We start from the raw sequence: 16,061 nt of genomic DNA on the forward strand, positions 1-16,061 counted from the left end.
TGTCACCTCGCGTCGTTCGTCTCGCCCGGCCCGGGCCGCCCCGCCGAGTCTTTCACGTCCGTACCGTCCGCGTCCCCGGCCCCGGAACCGGTGTCGGTCGCGGGCTCCCCCGCCGCCCCGGCCGCGTCGCCGGGCCCGGTATCGGCCGTCCCACCGGAGCCGAGCGTCGCGAGGATCGACGCCGCGACGCCCGGTCCGATGCCGGGGACCGTGCACAGGTCCTCGACGGCAGCGGCGCGCAGCGCGGAGACGGTGGGGAACTTCTCGACCAGCGCCGCGCGGCGGGCGGGGCCGAGGCCTGGGACGTCGTCGAGTACGGAGGCGGTCATCCGCTTGGAGCGCGCGCCCCGGTGCGCTCGGATGGCGAACCGGTGGGCCTCGTCGCGCAGGCGCTGGAGGAGGAACAGACCCTCGCCGTGACGCGGGAAGATCACGGGATACTCCTCGCCCGGCAGCCAGATCTCCTCGAGTCGCTTGGCGATGCCGATCACCGGGACGTCGGTCACGCCGAGCTCGGACAGCACCTCGGCGGCCGCCTCGACCTGCGGTCGCCCGCCGTCGACGACGAACAGCTGCGGCGGGTAGGCGAACCGGCGGGCGGGCGGGGCCGCCTCGGAGTCGCCCGCCTCGTCGTCGACCGGTCCGTCCGTCTCGTCCGGGGTGAGCGCCGGGTCCTCGTGATGACGACGGAAACGTCGGCGGGTGACCTCGGCGATGCTGGCCACGTCGTCGGAGTGGCCGTCCCCCGCGGCGTCGCGGATGCGGTACAGGCGGTAGTCGCTCTTGCGGGGGATGCCGTCCTCGAACGCCACGAGGGACGCCATGACGTCGGTGCCCTGGGTGTGGGAGATGTCCACGCACTCGATGCGCAGCGGCGCGGAATCGAGCTCGAGGTTCTCCTGGATCTCCTGCAGGGCGGCGGAGCGCGCGGTGAGGTCGCCGCTGCGGCGCAGCTTGTGCTGGGTCAGGGCCTCGACGGCGTTGCGGTGGACCGTCTCGGCCAGGGCCCGCTTGTCCCCACGCTGGGGCACCCGCAGGGAGACCCGGGAGCCGCGCAGGCCCGAGAGCCAGTCGGCGAGCTCCTCGGAGTCCTCGGGCAGGGCCGGCACCAGCACTTCACGGGGGACGGCGGAGGCGATGTCGCCGGACTCGGCCGCCTCGGCCAGGTCGGCCTCCCCGCCGTAGAACTGCGCGAGGTAATCGGAGACCACGCCCGGGATCGCCCGGGCCGCGTCGAACTCGCCGTCCTCGCCGATCCCGTGGGCGTGCTCGACCACCCAGCCGCGCTGGCCACGGATACGCCCGCCGCGGACGTGGAAGACCTGGACCGAGACCTGGAGCTCGTCGACCTCGACGCCCACCACGTCGGCGTCGGTCCCGTCACCCAGGACGACCGCCTGCTTCTCCATGGCCCGGCGCATCGCGCCGAGATCGTCGCGCAGTCGCGCGGCGCGCTCGAAGTCCAGGTCGGCGGAGGCCTCGAGCATCCGCTTCTCGATGCGCCGCATGATCGCGTCGGTCCGGCCGGCGAGGAAGTCGATGAGTTCGTTGACGATCAACCGGTGCTCGTCCGGGGTGACCCGGCCGATGCACGGGGCCGCACACTTGTCGATGTAGCCGAGCAGACAGGGCCGCCCGAGCTGGGCCTGACGCTTGTACACGCCGGCCGAGCACGAGCGCACGGGGAACACCCGCTGCAGGGTGTCGAGGGTGTCGCGGATGGCCCACGCGTGGGAGTAGGGGCCGAAGTAGCGGGTGCCGGGTCGGCGGGGACCGCGGTAGACGAACGCGCGCGGCACCTCCTCGCCGACGGTGACGGCGAGCATCGGGTAGGTCTTGTCGTCGCGGTAGCGGACGTTGAACCGCGGGTCGTACTTCTTGATCCACGTGTACTCGAGCTGCAGCGCCTCGACCTCGGTCGAGACGACGGTCCACTGCACACCGGCAGCGGAGGTGACCATCTGCCGGGTGCGCGGGTGCAGCAGTGACAGGTCGGCGAAGTACGAGCTCAGCCGACTGCGGAGGTTCTTGGCCTTGCCCACGTAGATGACGCGTCCGTGCTCGTCGCGGAAGCGGTACACCCCCGGCTCGGTGGGTATCGAGCCGGGGACCGGACGGTAGGAACGCGGGTCGGCCACGGCGGATCAGCGGTCGGCGACGGTCTCGGGGTCGGCGGCCGAGGGCTTGTGGGCACGGATGACCTCGCGCAGCCGCGACATGGCCTCGACGCCCTGCCGGCCGTCGACGGACTGGATGGCCCAGATGCCCGCGTGCTCGTACGCCGGCAGTTCCAGCCGGGGCCAGTAGCTCGAGCGGGGGAAGGTCACGCCCACGATGTCCTCCCAGCCCCAGCCCCGGGTCCGCAGGGGGCCGCGCAGCTCGACGCCCTGCTCGCCGGCGCGGACGCGGATGCGCAGGAGGGTGAGCAGGACGCCGGCGAAGATGAGGCCGGTGACGACGAAGGCCAGCTGGTCGGCGACGCCGATGGTCACGCCGGTGTCCCCGCGGACGAGGATGACGGCCCACACGACGTGGATGACGACGATGAGCACAGCCAGCGCGATGACGGTCGTGCGCATCCGGCGCGGGGTGTGCTCGAACTCCCAGGTGTCGTTCATCGGATGGTCCTCAGCTCGCGCAGCGCGATGGCGGCGCCGAGGGCGGCGGCGACCGCCTCCCCGCCTTTGTCCTCCGCGGCGCCCTCGTGGCCGTCGCGGTCGCGGGCCTGCTCCTCGTCCTCGGTGGTGAGCACGCCCTGGGCGACGGGGGTGGCCTCGTCGAGGGCGACTCGGGTGAGGCCGTCGGTCACGGAGCGGCAGACGTAGTCGAAGTGGGGCGTGCCGCCCCGGATGACGACGCCGAGCGCGACCACGGCGTCGTGGGTGCGAGCGAGCTCCTGGGCCACGACGGGCAGCTCCACGGCCCCGGTGACGCGGGCGAGGGTGACGGCCGCTCCGGAGGCCTCGGCGACGGCCAGTGCCCGGTCGACGAGCTGGGTGCAGATCTCCTGGTGCCACGTCGAGACCACCACGCCGAGCCGCAGCCCGCGGGCGTCGGGGACGACCAGTTCAGGCCTTCCGCTGCCGCTCATCGCTGATCCTCTCCGTCCACGTCGGCGCCGGCCGGTCCGGCGGGCCCCTCGTCGAGCCCTTCGAGCAGGTGGCCCATACGGTCCCGTTTCGTGCGCAGGTACCTCAGGTTCTCGGGGGTCACCGCGGTGGGCATGGGCACCCTGGCCACCACCTCTACCCCACCGGCGCGCAGGGCGTCGGCCTTGGCGGGGTTGTTGGTCATGAGCCGCACGCGCGTCACCCCCAGGTCGCGCAGCATCTGCGCGGCGAGGCTGAAGTCGCGGGCGTCGGCGGGCAGACCCAGGTCGAGGTTGGCGTCGACGGTGTCGCGGCCCGAGTCCTGGAGCTGGTAGGCGCGGAGCTTCTGGACCAGGCCGATGCCCCGGCCCTCGTGGCCACGCATGTAGAGGACGATCCCGCGTCCCTCCTCGCACACGGCGGCGACCGCGGCGTCGAGCTGCGGGCCGCAGTCACAGCGCAGGGAGTGGAAGACGTCGCCGGTGAGGCACTCGGAGTGGATGCGGACCGAGACCGGCTCCTCACCGGAGACGTCCCCGGCGACCATGGCGACGTGCTCGACGCCCTGGAGGGTGTCGCGGTAGCCGTGGGCGGTGAGGGTGCCGGCGGGGGTGGGCACGCGGGCCGCGGCCTCGTGGACCACCTGCACCTCGTGCGCACGTCGCCAGGCCTGGAGGGCCTCGATGGTCACCATCGCCAGGCCGTGCTCATCGGCGAAGCGCCGCAGCTCGGGGGTGCGGGCCATGGTCGTGGGGTCGTCCTCGGAGACGATCTCGCAGATCACGCCGGCGGGACGCAGTCCGGCCAGGCGGGCCAGGTCGACCGCGGCCTCGGTGTGGCCGGGCCGGGTGAGGACGCCGCCGGGCCGGGCGCGCAGGGGCACCACGTGGCCGGGGCGGGTGAAGTCGCCGGGCACGGTGTCGTCGGCGGCGAGCAGCCGCGCGGTGCGGGCGCGGTCGGCGGCGGAGATGCCGGTGGTCACGCCGGTGCGGGCGTCCACGGTCACGGTGTAGGCGGTGTCGTGGCGGTCCTCGTTGATGGCCCGCATCGGCGGCAGGTCCAGGCGGAGGCAGTCCTCGGGCTCGAGTGCGACGCACACGTATCCGGAGGAGTACCGCACGAGGAAGCCCATGAGTTCGGGGGTGGCGAGTTCGGCGGCGAAGATCAGGTCGCCCTCGTTCTCGCGGTCCTCGCTGTCCACCACCACCACGGCCCGTCCCGCCGCGATGTCGGCGATGGCTCGCTCGATGCCGTCGAAGGTGGTCACTGCTGCGGGGTCTCCTAGTGTCTGACGAGCCCGGGCGTCGGCCGCGGGTCCGGGCTCAAGTATGGCGCATCCGGTCAGCGGGACCCGCCACCGCGTCCGTCCAGCAGCCGCTCGACGTACTTGGCCAGCACGTCCACCTCGAGGTTGACAGGGTCCCCGTGGGCCAGGCCACCGAGGATCGTGGCCTCGAGGGTGGTGGGGATGAGCGACACCTCGAACCAGGCGTCGGCCTCGCCGGGCCCGCTGACCGCCGAGACGGTGAGCGAGGTGCCGGAGACGGTGATGGAGCCCTTCTCCACGACGTAGCGGGCGAGGTCGCCGGGCAGGGAGATCCGCAGGACGTGCCAGTGCTCGTGCTCGACGCGGCTGACGACCCGGCCGGTGCCGTCGACGTGCCCCTGGACGATGTGGCCGCCGAAGCGGGCGTCGGCGCGCATGGCGCGCTCCAGGTTGACGGGGTCACCGGGCGCGAGGGCGGCGAGCGCGGTGCGGTCGAGCGTCTCGGCCATGACGTCCACGTCGAAGTGGGCACCGGTCTCCCACTCGGTGACGGTGAGGCAGACGCCGTTGACGGCGATCGAGTCGCCGTGGCCGGCGTCGGAGGTGACCAGCGGGCCGCGGATCCGCAGCCGCGCCGAGTCGCCGCGCCGGTCGATCGATTCGAGTGTGCCGAGCTCCTCAACGATTCCGGTGAACATCAGCGGGGTCCTCTCGTCGGTGGGGTCGCGGGCGCCTGCGGGTCGGGGGCCGCGGGCGCGGGTCGGGTGGTCGACGCCGTCATGCGCACGTGGACGTCGGTGCCGAGGACGGTGGTCTCGCGGACGGTGAAGCCGTGCGCGTCGGCGAGCGTGGCGACGCCGGCCCCCTCGACGGCCGACCATCCGCCGCCGAGCACGAGCGGGGCGATGTAGGCGTCGACCTCGTCGACGAGCCCGGCGGCCAGGAACGCCCCGGCCAGCCGCGGGCCGCCCTCGACGAGGACGTGACACACGTCACCGAGCATCGCGAGCGCCTCGGAGGGGTCCCGGGTGGCGAGGTGCCGGAACCGGCCGTCGTCCCCTCGGACGGCCGCGCCGGTGGGCACGGCGGACAGGCCCATGACCGCCCGGAGGGGCTGGCGTGCGGCGGGGCGTCCGTCCTCGAGGCGGGCGGTCAGTGCGGGGTCGTCGGCGGTGAGGGTCCCGGTGCCGACGACGAGGGCGTCGATCTCCTGCCGCCTCGCGTGTGCGTGGTGTCGCGAGACGGGCCCGGTGATCCACTTGCTCGATCCGTCGGACGCGGCCACCCTGCCGTCCAGGCTGGCCGCGTACTTCCAGGTGACGAACGGTCGGCCGTGGGCCTGTCGGTGGAGCCACGCCCGGAGCGGGCCGTCCCCGGCGGCGCGGACCTCGTCGTCGTCGCCCCCGGCCACGTCGACCCCAGCACGCCGCAGGGTGTCGGCTCCGCCGGCCGCCACGGGGTTGGGATCCGACACGGCGTACACCACGCGCGCGACGCCGGCGGCCAGGGCCCGCGCGGTACAGGGGCCCGTGCGGCCGTGGTGGTCGCACGGCTCCAACGTCACCACGAGCGTGCCGCCCCTCGCCCGGTCACCGGCCTCGTCGAGGGCCACCACCTCGGCGTGCCGCCCGCCCGGCGCCTCGGTGGCACCGCGCCCGACGACCGCACCGGCGGCGTCGAGCACCACCGCGCCGACCGGCGGGTTGGGGGTGCTCACGCCGAGAGCGGTCCGCGAGAGGGCGATGGCCTCGGCGAGAGCGGCGCGCTCCCGGCGGCGCGCCGGCGTCGTCGCGGAGGCGACCGCCTCGGGGCCGGTCTCGTCGGGCACGATCACGCCCGCGCGGCGAGCGCCCGGTCGCGCAGGGTTCCGATCATCGCGTCGGGGTCCGGCGCGCCGTAGACGGCCGAACCGGCCACGAAGACGTCACAGCCGGCGGCCGCGCAGTCCCCGATCGTGTCGGCGTCGACCCCGCCGTCGATCTGGATGAGGACGTCCAGGCCCCGACGGTCGATCTCGGCGCGCAGGGCGCGGACCTTGTCGAGCGACCCGGGCATGAACTTCTGACCGCCAAAGCCCGGTTCGACGCTCATCACGAGGACCAGATCCACGTGGTCGAGCACCTCGAAGCACATCTCGGCGGGCGTGCCCGGCTTGATCGAGACCCCGGCCCGGCTGCCCTTGACGTGCAGCAGGTCGGCCACCGCCACCGGGTCGTCGGCGGCCTCGAGGTGGAAGGTCACGTTCGCGGCGCCCGCCTCGACGTAGTCCCCGACCCAGCGCAGCGGGTCCTCGATCATGAGGTGGCAGTCCATCGGCTTGTCGGTCACCCGGCCCACTGCCGCGGCGACCGGCGCGCCGAACGACAGGTTGGGCACGAAGTGGCCGTCCATGACGTCCACGTGGATCCAGTCGGCGGACGGGATGCGCTCGATCTCGCGATCCAGGCGGGCGAAGTCGGCGGACAGGATCGACGGCGCGATGAGCGGCTGGTACGACATGCCGCCCAGTCTAGGCGGGCCGCGTCAGCGGGTCCGCCGCAGCGCCGCCATGAACATCGCGTCGGTGCCGTGCCGGTGCGGCCACAGCTGCACCCACGGCCCCTCCCCCAGCCCGTCGGGCCGGCCGCCGACCGCGCCGCCGATGTCCGCGAGGATCTCGCGCACGTCGAGCGTCTCCACGTCATCCCGGCGCGCTGCCTCGCGGACCACCGACACCGTCTCCGACAGGTGCGGCGAGCACGTGGCGTACAGCACCACACCCCCCGGTCGCACCAGCCGCATCGCCGAGTCCAGCAGCTCGCGCTGCAGCGAGACCAGCTCGGGGATGTCCGCGGTCGTCTTGCGCCACCGCGCCTCGGGGCGTCGACGCAGCGCGCCCAGGCCCGAGCACGGCGCGTCGAGGAGGACACGGTCGAAACCGGGCTCGAGGCCGGGGTCGCGGCCGTCGGCGGTGTGCACCGTCACCGGCAGGTCCCGAGTTGCCTCGCGGACCAGGTCGGCGCGATGCGGTGACACCTCGACGCCGGTGAGGGTCCCGCCCTCGATCTCCGCGAGTGCGCCCAGCATGACCGCCTTCCCGCCGGGTCCGGCGGCGAGATCGAGCCAGCGTCCGCCGTCCGGGCCGTCCAACGGCGCGCGTGCGGCGGCCAACGCGACCAGCTGGCTGCCCTCGTCCTGGACCGCGGCCATCCCCTCCCGCACGGCGTCGAGTGTGCCCGGGTCGCCGGAGTCGAGGTGCACCGCGTACGGCGACAGCTCGCCCTCGCGGCCCCCCGTGACCAACGCCAGCTCCTCGGCGGAGATCGCGCCCGGGCGGGCGGCCAGGTGGACCCTGGGCCGCGCGTCGTCCGCGGCGAGCAGCTCGGGCAGCTCCCCGGCGGCCGCACCGAGCGAGTCGGCGAACGCGCGGGCGATCCACTCCGGGTGGGCGGTGCCGATGGCCATTCTCGCGACCGGGTCGGTCACGCCGTCGCGCAGCGCCTCGACCCACGCGGCCGCGTCGCGCGCCGAGATCTTGCGCAGGACCGCGTTGACGAACGCTCCTGCGCGGCCGAGCCCCGCGGTGCGGGCCGCCTCCACGCTGGTGTCGACGGCCGCGTGCGCGCCGATGCGCGTGAACAGCAGCTGGTAGGCGCCCAGGCGGATCAGGTCGAGCACCGGCGGATCGATCTCCTCGACGGGGCGCGATGACGCGAGGGTGATGATGCGGTCGAGCAGGCCCTGCGCGCGGAGGGTGCCGTAGGTCAGCTCGGTCGCAAGGGCGGCGTCGCGGGCGTCGAGCTTCGCCCGGCGCAGCTCCGCCGGCAGCGTGAGGTTGGCGTAGGCAGAGCGCTCCCGGACCGCCGCCATGACCGTCAGGGCCACCGACCTCGCGTCGGGCCGTCGCTGCGGTCGCTGCTGGTCCCTCGAGCGCTGCCGGTCACCTGATCGTTGCTGGCCGCCCGAACGCTGGCCCCCTGACCGTTGCTGGCTCCCTGTCCGATGGTGGCCGCCCGACCGCGGGCGGTCTCCGCCGGCGTCGCGGGGGCGGCCTCTGCCGTCTCCACGCTTCGGGCCGGCACCGTCGCCGCCCCTGCCGCCGCCGCTCCCGGCGCCGCGGCCCCGCCCGCCGTCGGCGCTCACTCGAAGGCCGCCTCGGCGTCGAGGCGTGCACCGCGGACCCAGTTGAGCGCGTCCATCATCCTCTTACCCGGGGGCTGGATGGTCTCGAGCACCATCGGAGCCGAGGCCGTGCCCACGTGCACGATTTTCCTGTCCCACGCGATACGGCCGGGCTCGAGGTCGGGGGCGGTCTCTTCGGCCGGGCGGGCCGAGCCGATTTTCACCCGCTCGCCGCCGAGCTTCGTCCACGCACCGGGCGCCGGCGTGACCGACCGGATATGCCGGTCCACCGCCAGGGCGGGGTCTGACCACCGCACCCGCGCGTCGTCGACGGTGAGCTTCCCCGCGTGGGAGACACCGTCGGTCGGTTGTGGCACCGGACGCAGGTCCCCCGCCTCGAGGCCGTCGAGGGTCGCGACCAGCAAGCCGGCCCCGGACTCGGACAGTCGCCCGAGGAGGTCGCCGGCCGTGTCGCGCGGCCGGACCGTCTCGGTCATCGTCCCCAGCACGGGGCCGGTGTCCATCCCCTCGTCGAGCCGGAACGTCGTGGCCCCGGTGACCTCGTCGCCGGCGGCGATGGCGGCGTTGACGGGGGCGGCCCCCCGCCACGCGGGCAGGAGGGAGAAATGCAGGTTGATCCAGCCGTGGGTCGGGATCTCCAGCACGGGCCGCGGCACGAGGTGACCGTAGGCGACCACGGGGACGGCGTCGGGTGCCAGCTCGCGCAGCCGCTCGGCGAACCCGGCATCGCGGGCGTTCGGCGGGGTGAGGACCTCGATCCCGGCCGCGTCCGCGGCGGCCGCGACGGGACTGCGGGACAGCCCGCGGCCCCGTCCGGTGCGGGCGTCGGGGCGGGAGACCACGGCCACCACCTCGTGGCGGTCACTGTCGAGAAGGGCCCGCAGGGACGGGACGGCGACGTCGGGGGTGCCGGCGAAGACGAGGCGCATCGGTCACCTCACCGCCATGGCGTCGGAGAGCTGGTCGTAGACGACCCCGGCGCTGACGGCGGCGCTCCCGAACCACGAGGACGAGCGGATCTCGGCCATCGCGGCGCGGCGACGCTCCGGGGTGAGCCGCTGGAGGAACAGCACCCCGTCGAGGTGGTCGATCTCGTGCTGGACCGCGCGGGCGAGGATGCCGTCCGCCTCGAAGCTGACGGGGTCACCCTTCATGTCGAACCCGCGTGCGCGGACCCTGGCGAACCGCTCCGTGGGCATCGATACCCCCGGGATGGACAGACAGCCCTCGTTGACCTCGGTGGTCTCGTCCCCGATGGCTTCCCATTCCGGATTGACCAGGTGGCCCCGTCGACCCCCACAGGTGTAGACGAACACGCGGGTGGACAGGCCGATCTGCGGGGCGGCGAGGCCGGCCCCCTCCTCGTGGGCGACCGTGTCCATGAGGTCCGTCACCGTCCGCGCCAGCCGGTCGTCGAAGGAGGTGACGGGATCGGCGGCGGTCCTCAGGACGGGATCGCCGAAGAGCCGGACGGGGTGGACGGTCATGCGTATCGGGTCTCCTCGGGGCGTCGGTGATGAACAGCCATTCTAGGCGCTGTGTCGGTCATCCGATGTTCACGGGATCCAGGCGGACACGCAGCGGATGGGTGGAACGTCTGCCCGCCCGCCGGACGATGAGGGCGCGCAGCTCAGCGGCGACGTCGTTCAGCATCGCCGGGGGGACGCGGAGGAGCACCCGCTCCGGATCCTCCACCTCGTCATGGCCCGGCAGCTCCTCGCCAGGGGGGAGGTCCACGGGGCCGAGCACCTCGACGCTGTCGGCGAACCGGAAGTCCTCGAGGAACTCCGCCAGCGCCGCCGCGGGGCCGTCGACCGCCATCATGTGGACCGCCGGGGGGAACCCGACCTCTGCGCGGTCGGCGAGCTCGCGCTCCGCCCAGCCTTGCGGGTCCCACCGCACCAGCGCCTGCGCGACCGCGGATTCGGAGTCCGCTGACAGGAACACCCTGCCGCCCTCGTCGGCCGGTCGGACGAGCCCGGCGGCGCCTATCCACAGCCGGAGTGCGTTCTGCACGGCCCTCAGGTCGGGCCGCCCGAGCAGGGCCCACGAGTCCAGCAGCAGCGCGGCACCGTATCCGCCTTCGGCGACGGGCTCGGCCCCGGGGGTGGACACGATGATCGCGGGACTCGCGGGCACGGAGTCGAGGATCTCTCCTCCCCCGCTCGTGCGGATCCGCACCCCGGGGAACATCCGGCCCAGCTCCTCGGCCGTGCGTCCCGCGCCGACGACCCCGGCGCGCAACGCACGCGATCCGCAGGCCACACACCGGAATCCCGGCTCGGGCGCCCCGCACCACCCACACGCCAGCTCGACCGGCCCGTAGACCTCGTCCATGCGGCCGGCGCGCAGGGGGCCGTTGCAGCGTCGACACCGGGCGGGCGTCCGGCAGGAACCGCACAGCAGAGTGGGGATGAACCCCTTCCGGGGTACCTGGACCAGAACCGGCGCGTCCACGTCGATCGACTCGCGGGCCATCGTCAACGCGACGGCCGGGAGGCGCGTACGGCCGCCCGCCACGTCGCGTGCCTGGACCGGGTCGGCGTCCGTCACGGCCACCACCCGTGGGGCCAGCTCACGGATCAGGCCGGCCCGGGGCCGGATCTCGTGCGCCCATCCGGTCCTCACGTACTCCGCGACCTCGGGCGTCCGGTCCACCGACGTCAGCAGCAGTGGGGTGCCCTCGAGCGCGGAACGCTGAGCGGCGACGTCGCGCGTGTGCGGATACGGGGCGCGGGGTTCGACGAAGGAGTCGTCACCGTCGTCATGCAGCACGATGAGCCCCGGTTCGGGGAGTGGAGCGAACACGGAGCTGCGTGTGCCCACGACGATCCGTGCGTGACCGCGGACCGCGCGCAGCCAGCGCCGGTACCTGGCGGAGGGACCCACTCCCGCGGACAGATCCGCGACGAGGTCCCGGCCGTCCGCGCCGCCCCCGACCACCTCGCGGCACGCCGCGGCGAGGCGGTCGACGTCGCGCTGGTCCGGGACGATGAGCAGCACCTGCAGACCCCGTCGACGGACGGAGTCGGCCAGGGCGGCCAACGACCGCGCCCAGTCCCGGCCCGGGGGCACCGTCCACACCCCCCGGGCCGGCACACCGCCGGTGACCGCCTCGAGGAACCTGGCGACCATCGGGTGGTCCTCCCAGCCCGTCGGTAGTTCGACCGGACCGATCGACACCCCCGCGGGCGCGCCGGGCTCGGGCACGGACTTCTCCGCCGCCGCGTGCCGGGGCGGGATGGCCAGTCGGAGCACGTCGGACCGCGTGCCCACCCACCGGCGCGCGACGAGGTCGACCAGGCGCAGCAGCGACGAGGTGAGCACGGGCTCCGGGGAGACCACGCGCTCGAGCCAGGCGAGCTCGCCCTGGTGGTCGGTGTGGGCCGTGCGTTCGACGAGGAAGCCGTCGACCAGTCGGCCGGCGAAGCGCACCCGCACGCGTACGCCGGGGAGAGCCTCGGCCGACATCGACTCGGGCACCCGGTAGTCGAATTCGCGGTCGAGGTGAGGTACCCCGAGCAACGGCAGGACCCGGGCCACGGGGCGCTCGGCCGCCGCGACCCGGGTCGCCGGGCGCGTTGTCGTCACGTCGGGAATCCTCGCACCCCGCTACGACACCCGGGTGCGTCGGCTCTACAGTCCGGCGGCCTTCTTGAGGTCCTCGACGCGGTCGGCGCGCTCCCAGGGCAGGTCGACGTCGGTGCGTCCGAAGTGGCCGTAGGCCGCGGTGGGGGCGTAGATGGGCCGCTTGAGGTCCAGGTCGCGGATGATGGCGCCCGGACGCAGGTCGAAAACCTCGGTCACGGCCTGCTGGAGACGGTCGATGTCGACCTTCTCGGTGCCGAAGGCCTCGACGAAGAGGCCGACGGGGGCGGCCTTGCCGATGGCGTAGGCGACCTGGACCTCGACGCGCTCGGCCAGCCCGGCGGCGACGATGTTCTTGGCGACCCAGCGCATGGCGTACGCGGCGGAGCGGTCGACCTTGGACGGGTCCTTGCCCGAGAAGGCGCCGCCGCCGTGGCGGGCCATGCCGCCGTAGGTGTCGACGATGATCTTGCGTCCGGTCAGCCCCGCGTCGCCCATCGGGCCGCCGAGCACGAACCGGCCGGTCGGGTTGACCAGCAGGCGGAAGTCGGAGGTGTCGATGTCGCCGGCCGCATCGGCCAGTACCGGGTCGATCACGTGAGCGGTCAGGTCGTCGCGCAGCGTGGTCTCGAGGTCGATGCCGTCGGAGTGCTGGGTGGAGATGACGATGGTGTCCAGACGGACCGCGCGGTCACCGTCGTACTCGATGGTGACCTGGGTCTTGCCGTCCGGGCGCAGGTAGTCCAGGGTGCCGTCCTTGCGCACCTCGGTCAGCCGCCGGGACAGGCGGTGGGCCAGCGCGATCGGCAGCGGCATGAGCTCGGGGGTGTCCGAGCAGGCGTAGCCGAACATCAGGCCCTGGTCGCCGGCGCCCTGGCGGGCGATGGCGTCCTCGACCGACTCGGTGGAGGTGCGCGCCTCGTGGGAGGTGTCCACGCCCTGGGCGATCTCCGGGGACTGCTGGCCGATGGAAATCGACACGCCACAGGAGACCCCGTCGAAGCCCTTGTCGGAGGAGTCGTAGCCGATCTCGACGATCTTGTCGCGGATGAGCTGCGGGATCTCCACGTACCCGGTGGTCTTGACCTCGCCGGCCACGTGAACCTGACCGGTGGTGACCATGGTCTCCACGGCCACGCGGGCCGCCGGGTCCTGTTCCAGCATCGCGTCCAGAATCGAATCTGAGATGGCGTCACAGATCTTGTCCGGATGCCCCTCGGTCACGGACTCGCTGGTGAACAGCCGACGTGCCTGCGTCACAGTGCTTCTCTCTTCCATGGTGGGATCGCGTGTGATCGGTGCCGATCGCGTGGGAACAGACTAGTCGGTGCGGTCCGCGTCACTCCGGCGGGTCCGGCGGAGGCTGAGCGCCGTGACGGCGTCGAGCAGCCGGTCCGCCAGGAGGTCCTTGCTCGCCCGGTCCAGCGTGGTCTCGGCGCCGTCGGCGCCGAGTATCCAGCCCCCGTTGTCGTCCTGGCCGAAGGTGGTGTCCCGCCCGACCTCGTTGACGACGAGGAGGTCGCACCCCTTCCGGGAGAGCTTCGCCCGGCCGTGCTCGAGGACCGATCCGGAGGAGTCCCCGGTCTCGGCCGCGAAACCGACCAGCACACACGGGGCGGGGACGTCGCCGGCGGAGCGGGCCGCGACGAGGTCGGCGAGGATGTCCGGGTTGCGCTGCAGTCTGATCTCGGCCGGCTCCGACTCGCTGCCCTTCTTGAGTTTGGATTCGGAGACGTCCGCCGGCCGGAAGTCGGCGACGGCCGCGGCCTTGACGACGACATCGGCGTGGGCGGCGGCGCGCAGGGTCTCCTCCCGCAACTCCAGTGCGGACTCGATGTGCACGGCCTCGACGGCCGCGGGGACCGGGAGGTCCGAGGACGTCACCAACGTGACCCGGGCGCCACGTGCCGCGGCCACCGCGGCGATCGCGTGACCCTGCTTGCCGGAGCTCCGGTTGCCGAGGAACCGGACCGGATCGATCTCCTCACGGGTACCGCCGGAGGTCACCACGACGTGCCGGCCCGCCAGATCCCACGGCAGGGTTCCGCCGTCGAGGAGGAGCCACGCCAGCCGGGCGATGTCCGACGGTTCGGGCAGGCGCCCGGCGCCGGTGTCGGCGCCGGTGAGGCGGCCGGAGGCCGGGGGCATGACGCGCACGCCGTCCTCGCGGAGGGTGTCGACGTTCCGCCGGGTGGCGGGGTGCTCCCACATCTCGGTGTGCATGGCCGGGGCGAGCAGGACCGGACAGCGCGCGGTGAGCAGCGTGGAGGTGAGGAGGTCGTCCGCCCGGCCGCTCGCCGCGCGGGCGAGCAGGTCGGCGGTGGCGGGGGCGACGACGACGAGGTCCGCCCGCTGCCCGAGGGCGACGTGGCGGACTGACGGCACGTCCGAGAACACCCCGGTCGACACCGGGTTGCCGGAGAGGGCCTCGAAGGTGGCGGACCCGACGAAGTGCAGGGCCGCCTCGGTGGGGACGACGTCGACGTGGCACCCGGACTCGGTGAGGAGCCGGATCAGGCCGCAGGCCTTGTACGCGGCGATCCCGCCGCCCACGCCGACGACGACCCGTTTACCGCGCATGTCGTCCCCGGAGGGGCTCACTCGCCCTCGGCGCAGTCGAGCAGGTCGGAGTGCAGCTCGCGCAGCGCGATGGTCAGCGGCTTCTCGTGCAGACCCGGGTCGACCAGCGGGCCCACGTACTCGAGGATGCCCTCCTCGATCTGGTTGTAGTACGAGTTGATCTGCCGCGCGCGCTTGGCGGCGAAGATCACGAGCGCGTACTTGGAGGACGCCCGCTCGAGCAGCTCGTCGATCGGGGGGTTGGTGATGCCGATCGGGGTGTCGTACAGCGGGGTGGCCGCTGCGGCTTCGGTGGTGGCCACTATGGGATCTCCTCTGGGTACTGCGGGCGGTGTCTGGTGACACCCGGGTGACGCTGGGACCGGCGCTAGTCGCGGCCGACCAGCAATGATACCAACTCGTCGACGGCGGCCTCGAGTTCGTCGTTGACGACGACCACGTCGAACTCGTCGCGGGCCTCCATCTCGACCTTCGCGGTCTCGAGTCGGCGGGCGACCACGTCGTGGGGTTCGGTGCCCCTACCCCGCAGGCGGACCTCAAGCTCTTCCCATGACGGAGGTGCCAGGAAGACGGTCGTGCCCTCGGGCAGGGACTCGCGGATCTGACGGACCCCGGCCAGATCGACCTCGATGAGGACGGGCCGGCCCTCGTCCAGGGCGCGGCGGACCGGCTCGGCGGGGGTGCCGGAGAGCTGGAGTCCCCGGTGGATCTCGGCCCACTCCAGCATGCGGCCCCCCGCGACCGCGTCGCGGAACTCCTCGGTGGTGACGAAGTAGTAGTCGCGACCGTCGACCTCGCCGGGGCGGGGGTCGCGGGTGGTCATGGAGACGCTGAAGTAGAGATCGGACAGGCGCTCGCGCAGGCGGGCGACGACGGTTGACTTGCCGACAGCGGAGGGGCCGGCCAAGACGATCAGCCGGCCCCTCTTCGCCGTCGCCTCCGGGGCAACCCCGGACGACGGTGTGTTCATTCGCCGATCAGTCGACCGTGAAGTCGAACCGCTCGAGCAGTGCGCGACGCTGGCGGTCACCGAGACCACGCAGACGGCGCGTCGGCGCGATCTCCAGCTCGGTCATGATCTCCTGAGCCTTGACCTTGCCGACCTTCGGCAGGGCCTCGAGCAGCGCCGAGACCTTCATCTTGCCGAGGATCTCGTCGCTCTCGGCATCCTTGAGCACCTGCTTGAGGTCGGTGCCGCCGCGCTTCAGGCGCTCCTTGAGCTCAGCCCGGGCGCGACGGGCGGCAGCCGCCTTCTCCAGAGCAGCAGCGCGCTGCTCATCGGTCAACTGGGGAAGGGCCACAATTCCTCCGTCTCGTTCGTGTGTGTCTCATGACTCACGCGGGTGTCCACCGTAGGACACCCCCGCCTGGTGTGCGGTGACCGTCCCCGGCGCGTCCGCGGGCTGCGGATCGCC

Annotated in this window: 16 protein-coding genes; all 16 read right to left on the reverse strand. The window is 73.3% G+C overall.

What is annotated here, in order from left to right:
- Positions 1 to 2 precede the first annotated feature (2 nt).
- Positions 3 to 2,138 carry an excinuclease ABC subunit UvrC gene (uvrC, locus tag A6035_RS08250; protein WP_108847387.1) on the reverse strand — a complete coding sequence of 712 codons (2,136 nt, stop codon included), beginning with the start codon at positions 2,136 to 2,138 and terminating at the stop codon, positions 3 to 5.
- A gap of 6 nt (positions 2,139 to 2,144) precedes the next feature.
- The gene (locus A6035_RS08255; RefSeq protein WP_108847388.1) at positions 2,145 to 2,618 is read right to left on the reverse strand and encodes a PH domain-containing protein; all 474 of its coding nucleotides are present in this window, start codon (positions 2,616 to 2,618) and stop codon (positions 2,145 to 2,147) included.
- Positions 2,615 to 3,091 (reverse strand): 6,7-dimethyl-8-ribityllumazine synthase, encoded by a 477-nt coding sequence (gene ribH, locus A6035_RS08260; protein ID WP_108847389.1) that lies wholly within the window; start codon positions 3,089 to 3,091, stop codon positions 2,615 to 2,617. Before ribH ends, A6035_RS08255 begins: the two co-directional genes overlap by 4 nt.
- Positions 3,088 to 4,356: a bifunctional 3,4-dihydroxy-2-butanone-4-phosphate synthase/GTP cyclohydrolase II gene (locus tag A6035_RS08265; RefSeq protein WP_108847390.1), complete on the reverse strand. Its 1,269-nt coding sequence runs from the start codon at positions 4,354 to 4,356 to the stop codon at positions 3,088 to 3,090. The genes ribH and A6035_RS08265 overlap by 4 nt, the downstream gene beginning before the upstream one ends.
- A 74-nt stretch (positions 4,357 to 4,430) precedes the next feature.
- Positions 4,431 to 5,054: a riboflavin synthase gene (locus tag A6035_RS08270; protein ID WP_108847391.1), complete on the reverse strand. Its 624-nt coding sequence runs from the start codon at positions 5,052 to 5,054 to the stop codon at positions 4,431 to 4,433.
- Positions 5,054 to 6,184 carry a bifunctional diaminohydroxyphosphoribosylaminopyrimidine deaminase/5-amino-6-(5-phosphoribosylamino)uracil reductase RibD gene (gene ribD / locus A6035_RS08275; RefSeq protein ID WP_108849157.1) on the reverse strand — a complete coding sequence of 377 codons (1,131 nt, stop codon included), beginning with the start codon at positions 6,182 to 6,184 and terminating at the stop codon, positions 5,054 to 5,056. The genes A6035_RS08270 and ribD overlap by 1 nt, the downstream gene beginning before the upstream one ends.
- Positions 6,185 to 6,186: 2 nt before the next feature.
- Positions 6,187 to 6,855: a ribulose-phosphate 3-epimerase gene (rpe, locus tag A6035_RS08280; protein WP_108847392.1), complete on the reverse strand. Its 669-nt coding sequence runs from the start codon at positions 6,853 to 6,855 to the stop codon at positions 6,187 to 6,189.
- Between the two features lie 24 nt (positions 6,856 to 6,879).
- Positions 6,880 to 8,220: an RsmB/NOP family class I SAM-dependent RNA methyltransferase gene (locus A6035_RS08285; RefSeq protein WP_108847393.1), complete on the reverse strand. Its 1,341-nt coding sequence runs from the start codon at positions 8,218 to 8,220 to the stop codon at positions 6,880 to 6,882.
- 254 nt (positions 8,221 to 8,474) lie between these two features.
- A complete protein-coding gene (gene fmt, locus A6035_RS08290) occupies positions 8,475 to 9,407 on the reverse strand; it encodes a methionyl-tRNA formyltransferase (RefSeq protein WP_108847394.1) in 933 nt (310 codons plus the stop codon).
- Positions 9,408 to 9,410: 3 nt separating this feature from the next.
- The gene (gene def / locus A6035_RS08295) at positions 9,411 to 9,965 is read right to left on the reverse strand and encodes a peptide deformylase (protein ID WP_108847395.1); all 555 of its coding nucleotides are present in this window, start codon (positions 9,963 to 9,965) and stop codon (positions 9,411 to 9,413) included.
- Positions 9,966 to 10,023: 58 nt separating this feature from the next.
- Positions 10,024 to 12,069: a primosomal protein N' gene (locus A6035_RS08300; protein WP_108847396.1), complete on the reverse strand. Its 2,046-nt coding sequence runs from the start codon at positions 12,067 to 12,069 to the stop codon at positions 10,024 to 10,026.
- Positions 12,070 to 12,114: 45 nt separating this feature from the next.
- Complete coding sequence (metK, locus tag A6035_RS08305; protein WP_200836429.1) at positions 12,115 to 13,326, reverse strand: methionine adenosyltransferase; 1,212 nt, start codon at positions 13,324 to 13,326, stop codon at positions 12,115 to 12,117.
- A gap of 60 nt (positions 13,327 to 13,386) precedes the next feature.
- Positions 13,387 to 14,667: a bifunctional phosphopantothenoylcysteine decarboxylase/phosphopantothenate--cysteine ligase CoaBC gene (gene coaBC / locus A6035_RS08310; protein WP_200836428.1), complete on the reverse strand. Its 1,281-nt coding sequence runs from the start codon at positions 14,665 to 14,667 to the stop codon at positions 13,387 to 13,389.
- A complete protein-coding gene (gene rpoZ, locus A6035_RS08315; RefSeq protein WP_061228655.1) occupies positions 14,664 to 14,948 on the reverse strand; it encodes a DNA-directed RNA polymerase subunit omega in 285 nt (94 codons plus the stop codon). The genes coaBC and rpoZ overlap by 4 nt, the downstream gene beginning before the upstream one ends.
- Positions 14,949 to 15,013: 65 nt before the next feature.
- Positions 15,014 to 15,616 (reverse strand): guanylate kinase, encoded by a 603-nt coding sequence (gene gmk, locus A6035_RS08320; RefSeq protein WP_108847398.1) that lies wholly within the window; start codon positions 15,614 to 15,616, stop codon positions 15,014 to 15,016.
- A gap of 7 nt (positions 15,617 to 15,623) precedes the next feature.
- Complete coding sequence (gene mihF / locus A6035_RS08325) at positions 15,624 to 15,947, reverse strand: integration host factor, actinobacterial type (protein WP_007631925.1); 324 nt, start codon at positions 15,945 to 15,947, stop codon at positions 15,624 to 15,626.
- Positions 15,948 to 16,061: the final 114 nt, after the last annotated feature.

The sequence above is a fragment of the Dietzia lutea genome (assembly GCF_003096075.1).
Classification (GTDB): domain Bacteria; phylum Actinomycetota; class Actinomycetes; order Mycobacteriales; family Mycobacteriaceae; genus Dietzia; species Dietzia lutea.

Bases quoted from the DNA above. Each gene is read 5' to 3' on its own strand.
- A6035_RS08255 (WP_108847388.1), bottom strand. From the start codon at position 2,618: ATGAACGACACCTGGGAGTTCGAGCACACCCCGCGCCGGATGCGCACG.
- ribH (WP_108847389.1), bottom strand. From the start codon at position 3,091: ATGAGCGGCAGCGGAAGGCCTGAACTGGTCGTCCCCGACGCCCGCGGG.
- A6035_RS08270 (WP_108847391.1), bottom strand. From the start codon at position 5,054: ATGTTCACCGGAATCGTTGAGGAGCTCGGCACACTCGAATCGATCGAC.
- rpe (WP_108847392.1), bottom strand. From the start codon at position 6,855: ATGTCGTACCAGCCGCTCATCGCGCCGTCGATCCTGTCCGCCGACTTC.
- fmt (WP_108847394.1), bottom strand. From the start codon at position 9,407: ATGCGCCTCGTCTTCGCCGGCACCCCCGACGTCGCCGTCCCGTCCCTG.
- def (WP_108847395.1), bottom strand. From the start codon at position 9,965: ATGACCGTCCACCCCGTCCGGCTCTTCGGCGATCCCGTCCTGAGGACC.
- gmk (WP_108847398.1), bottom strand. From the start codon at position 15,616: ATGAACACACCGTCGTCCGGGGTTGCCCCGGAGGCGACGGCGAAGAGG.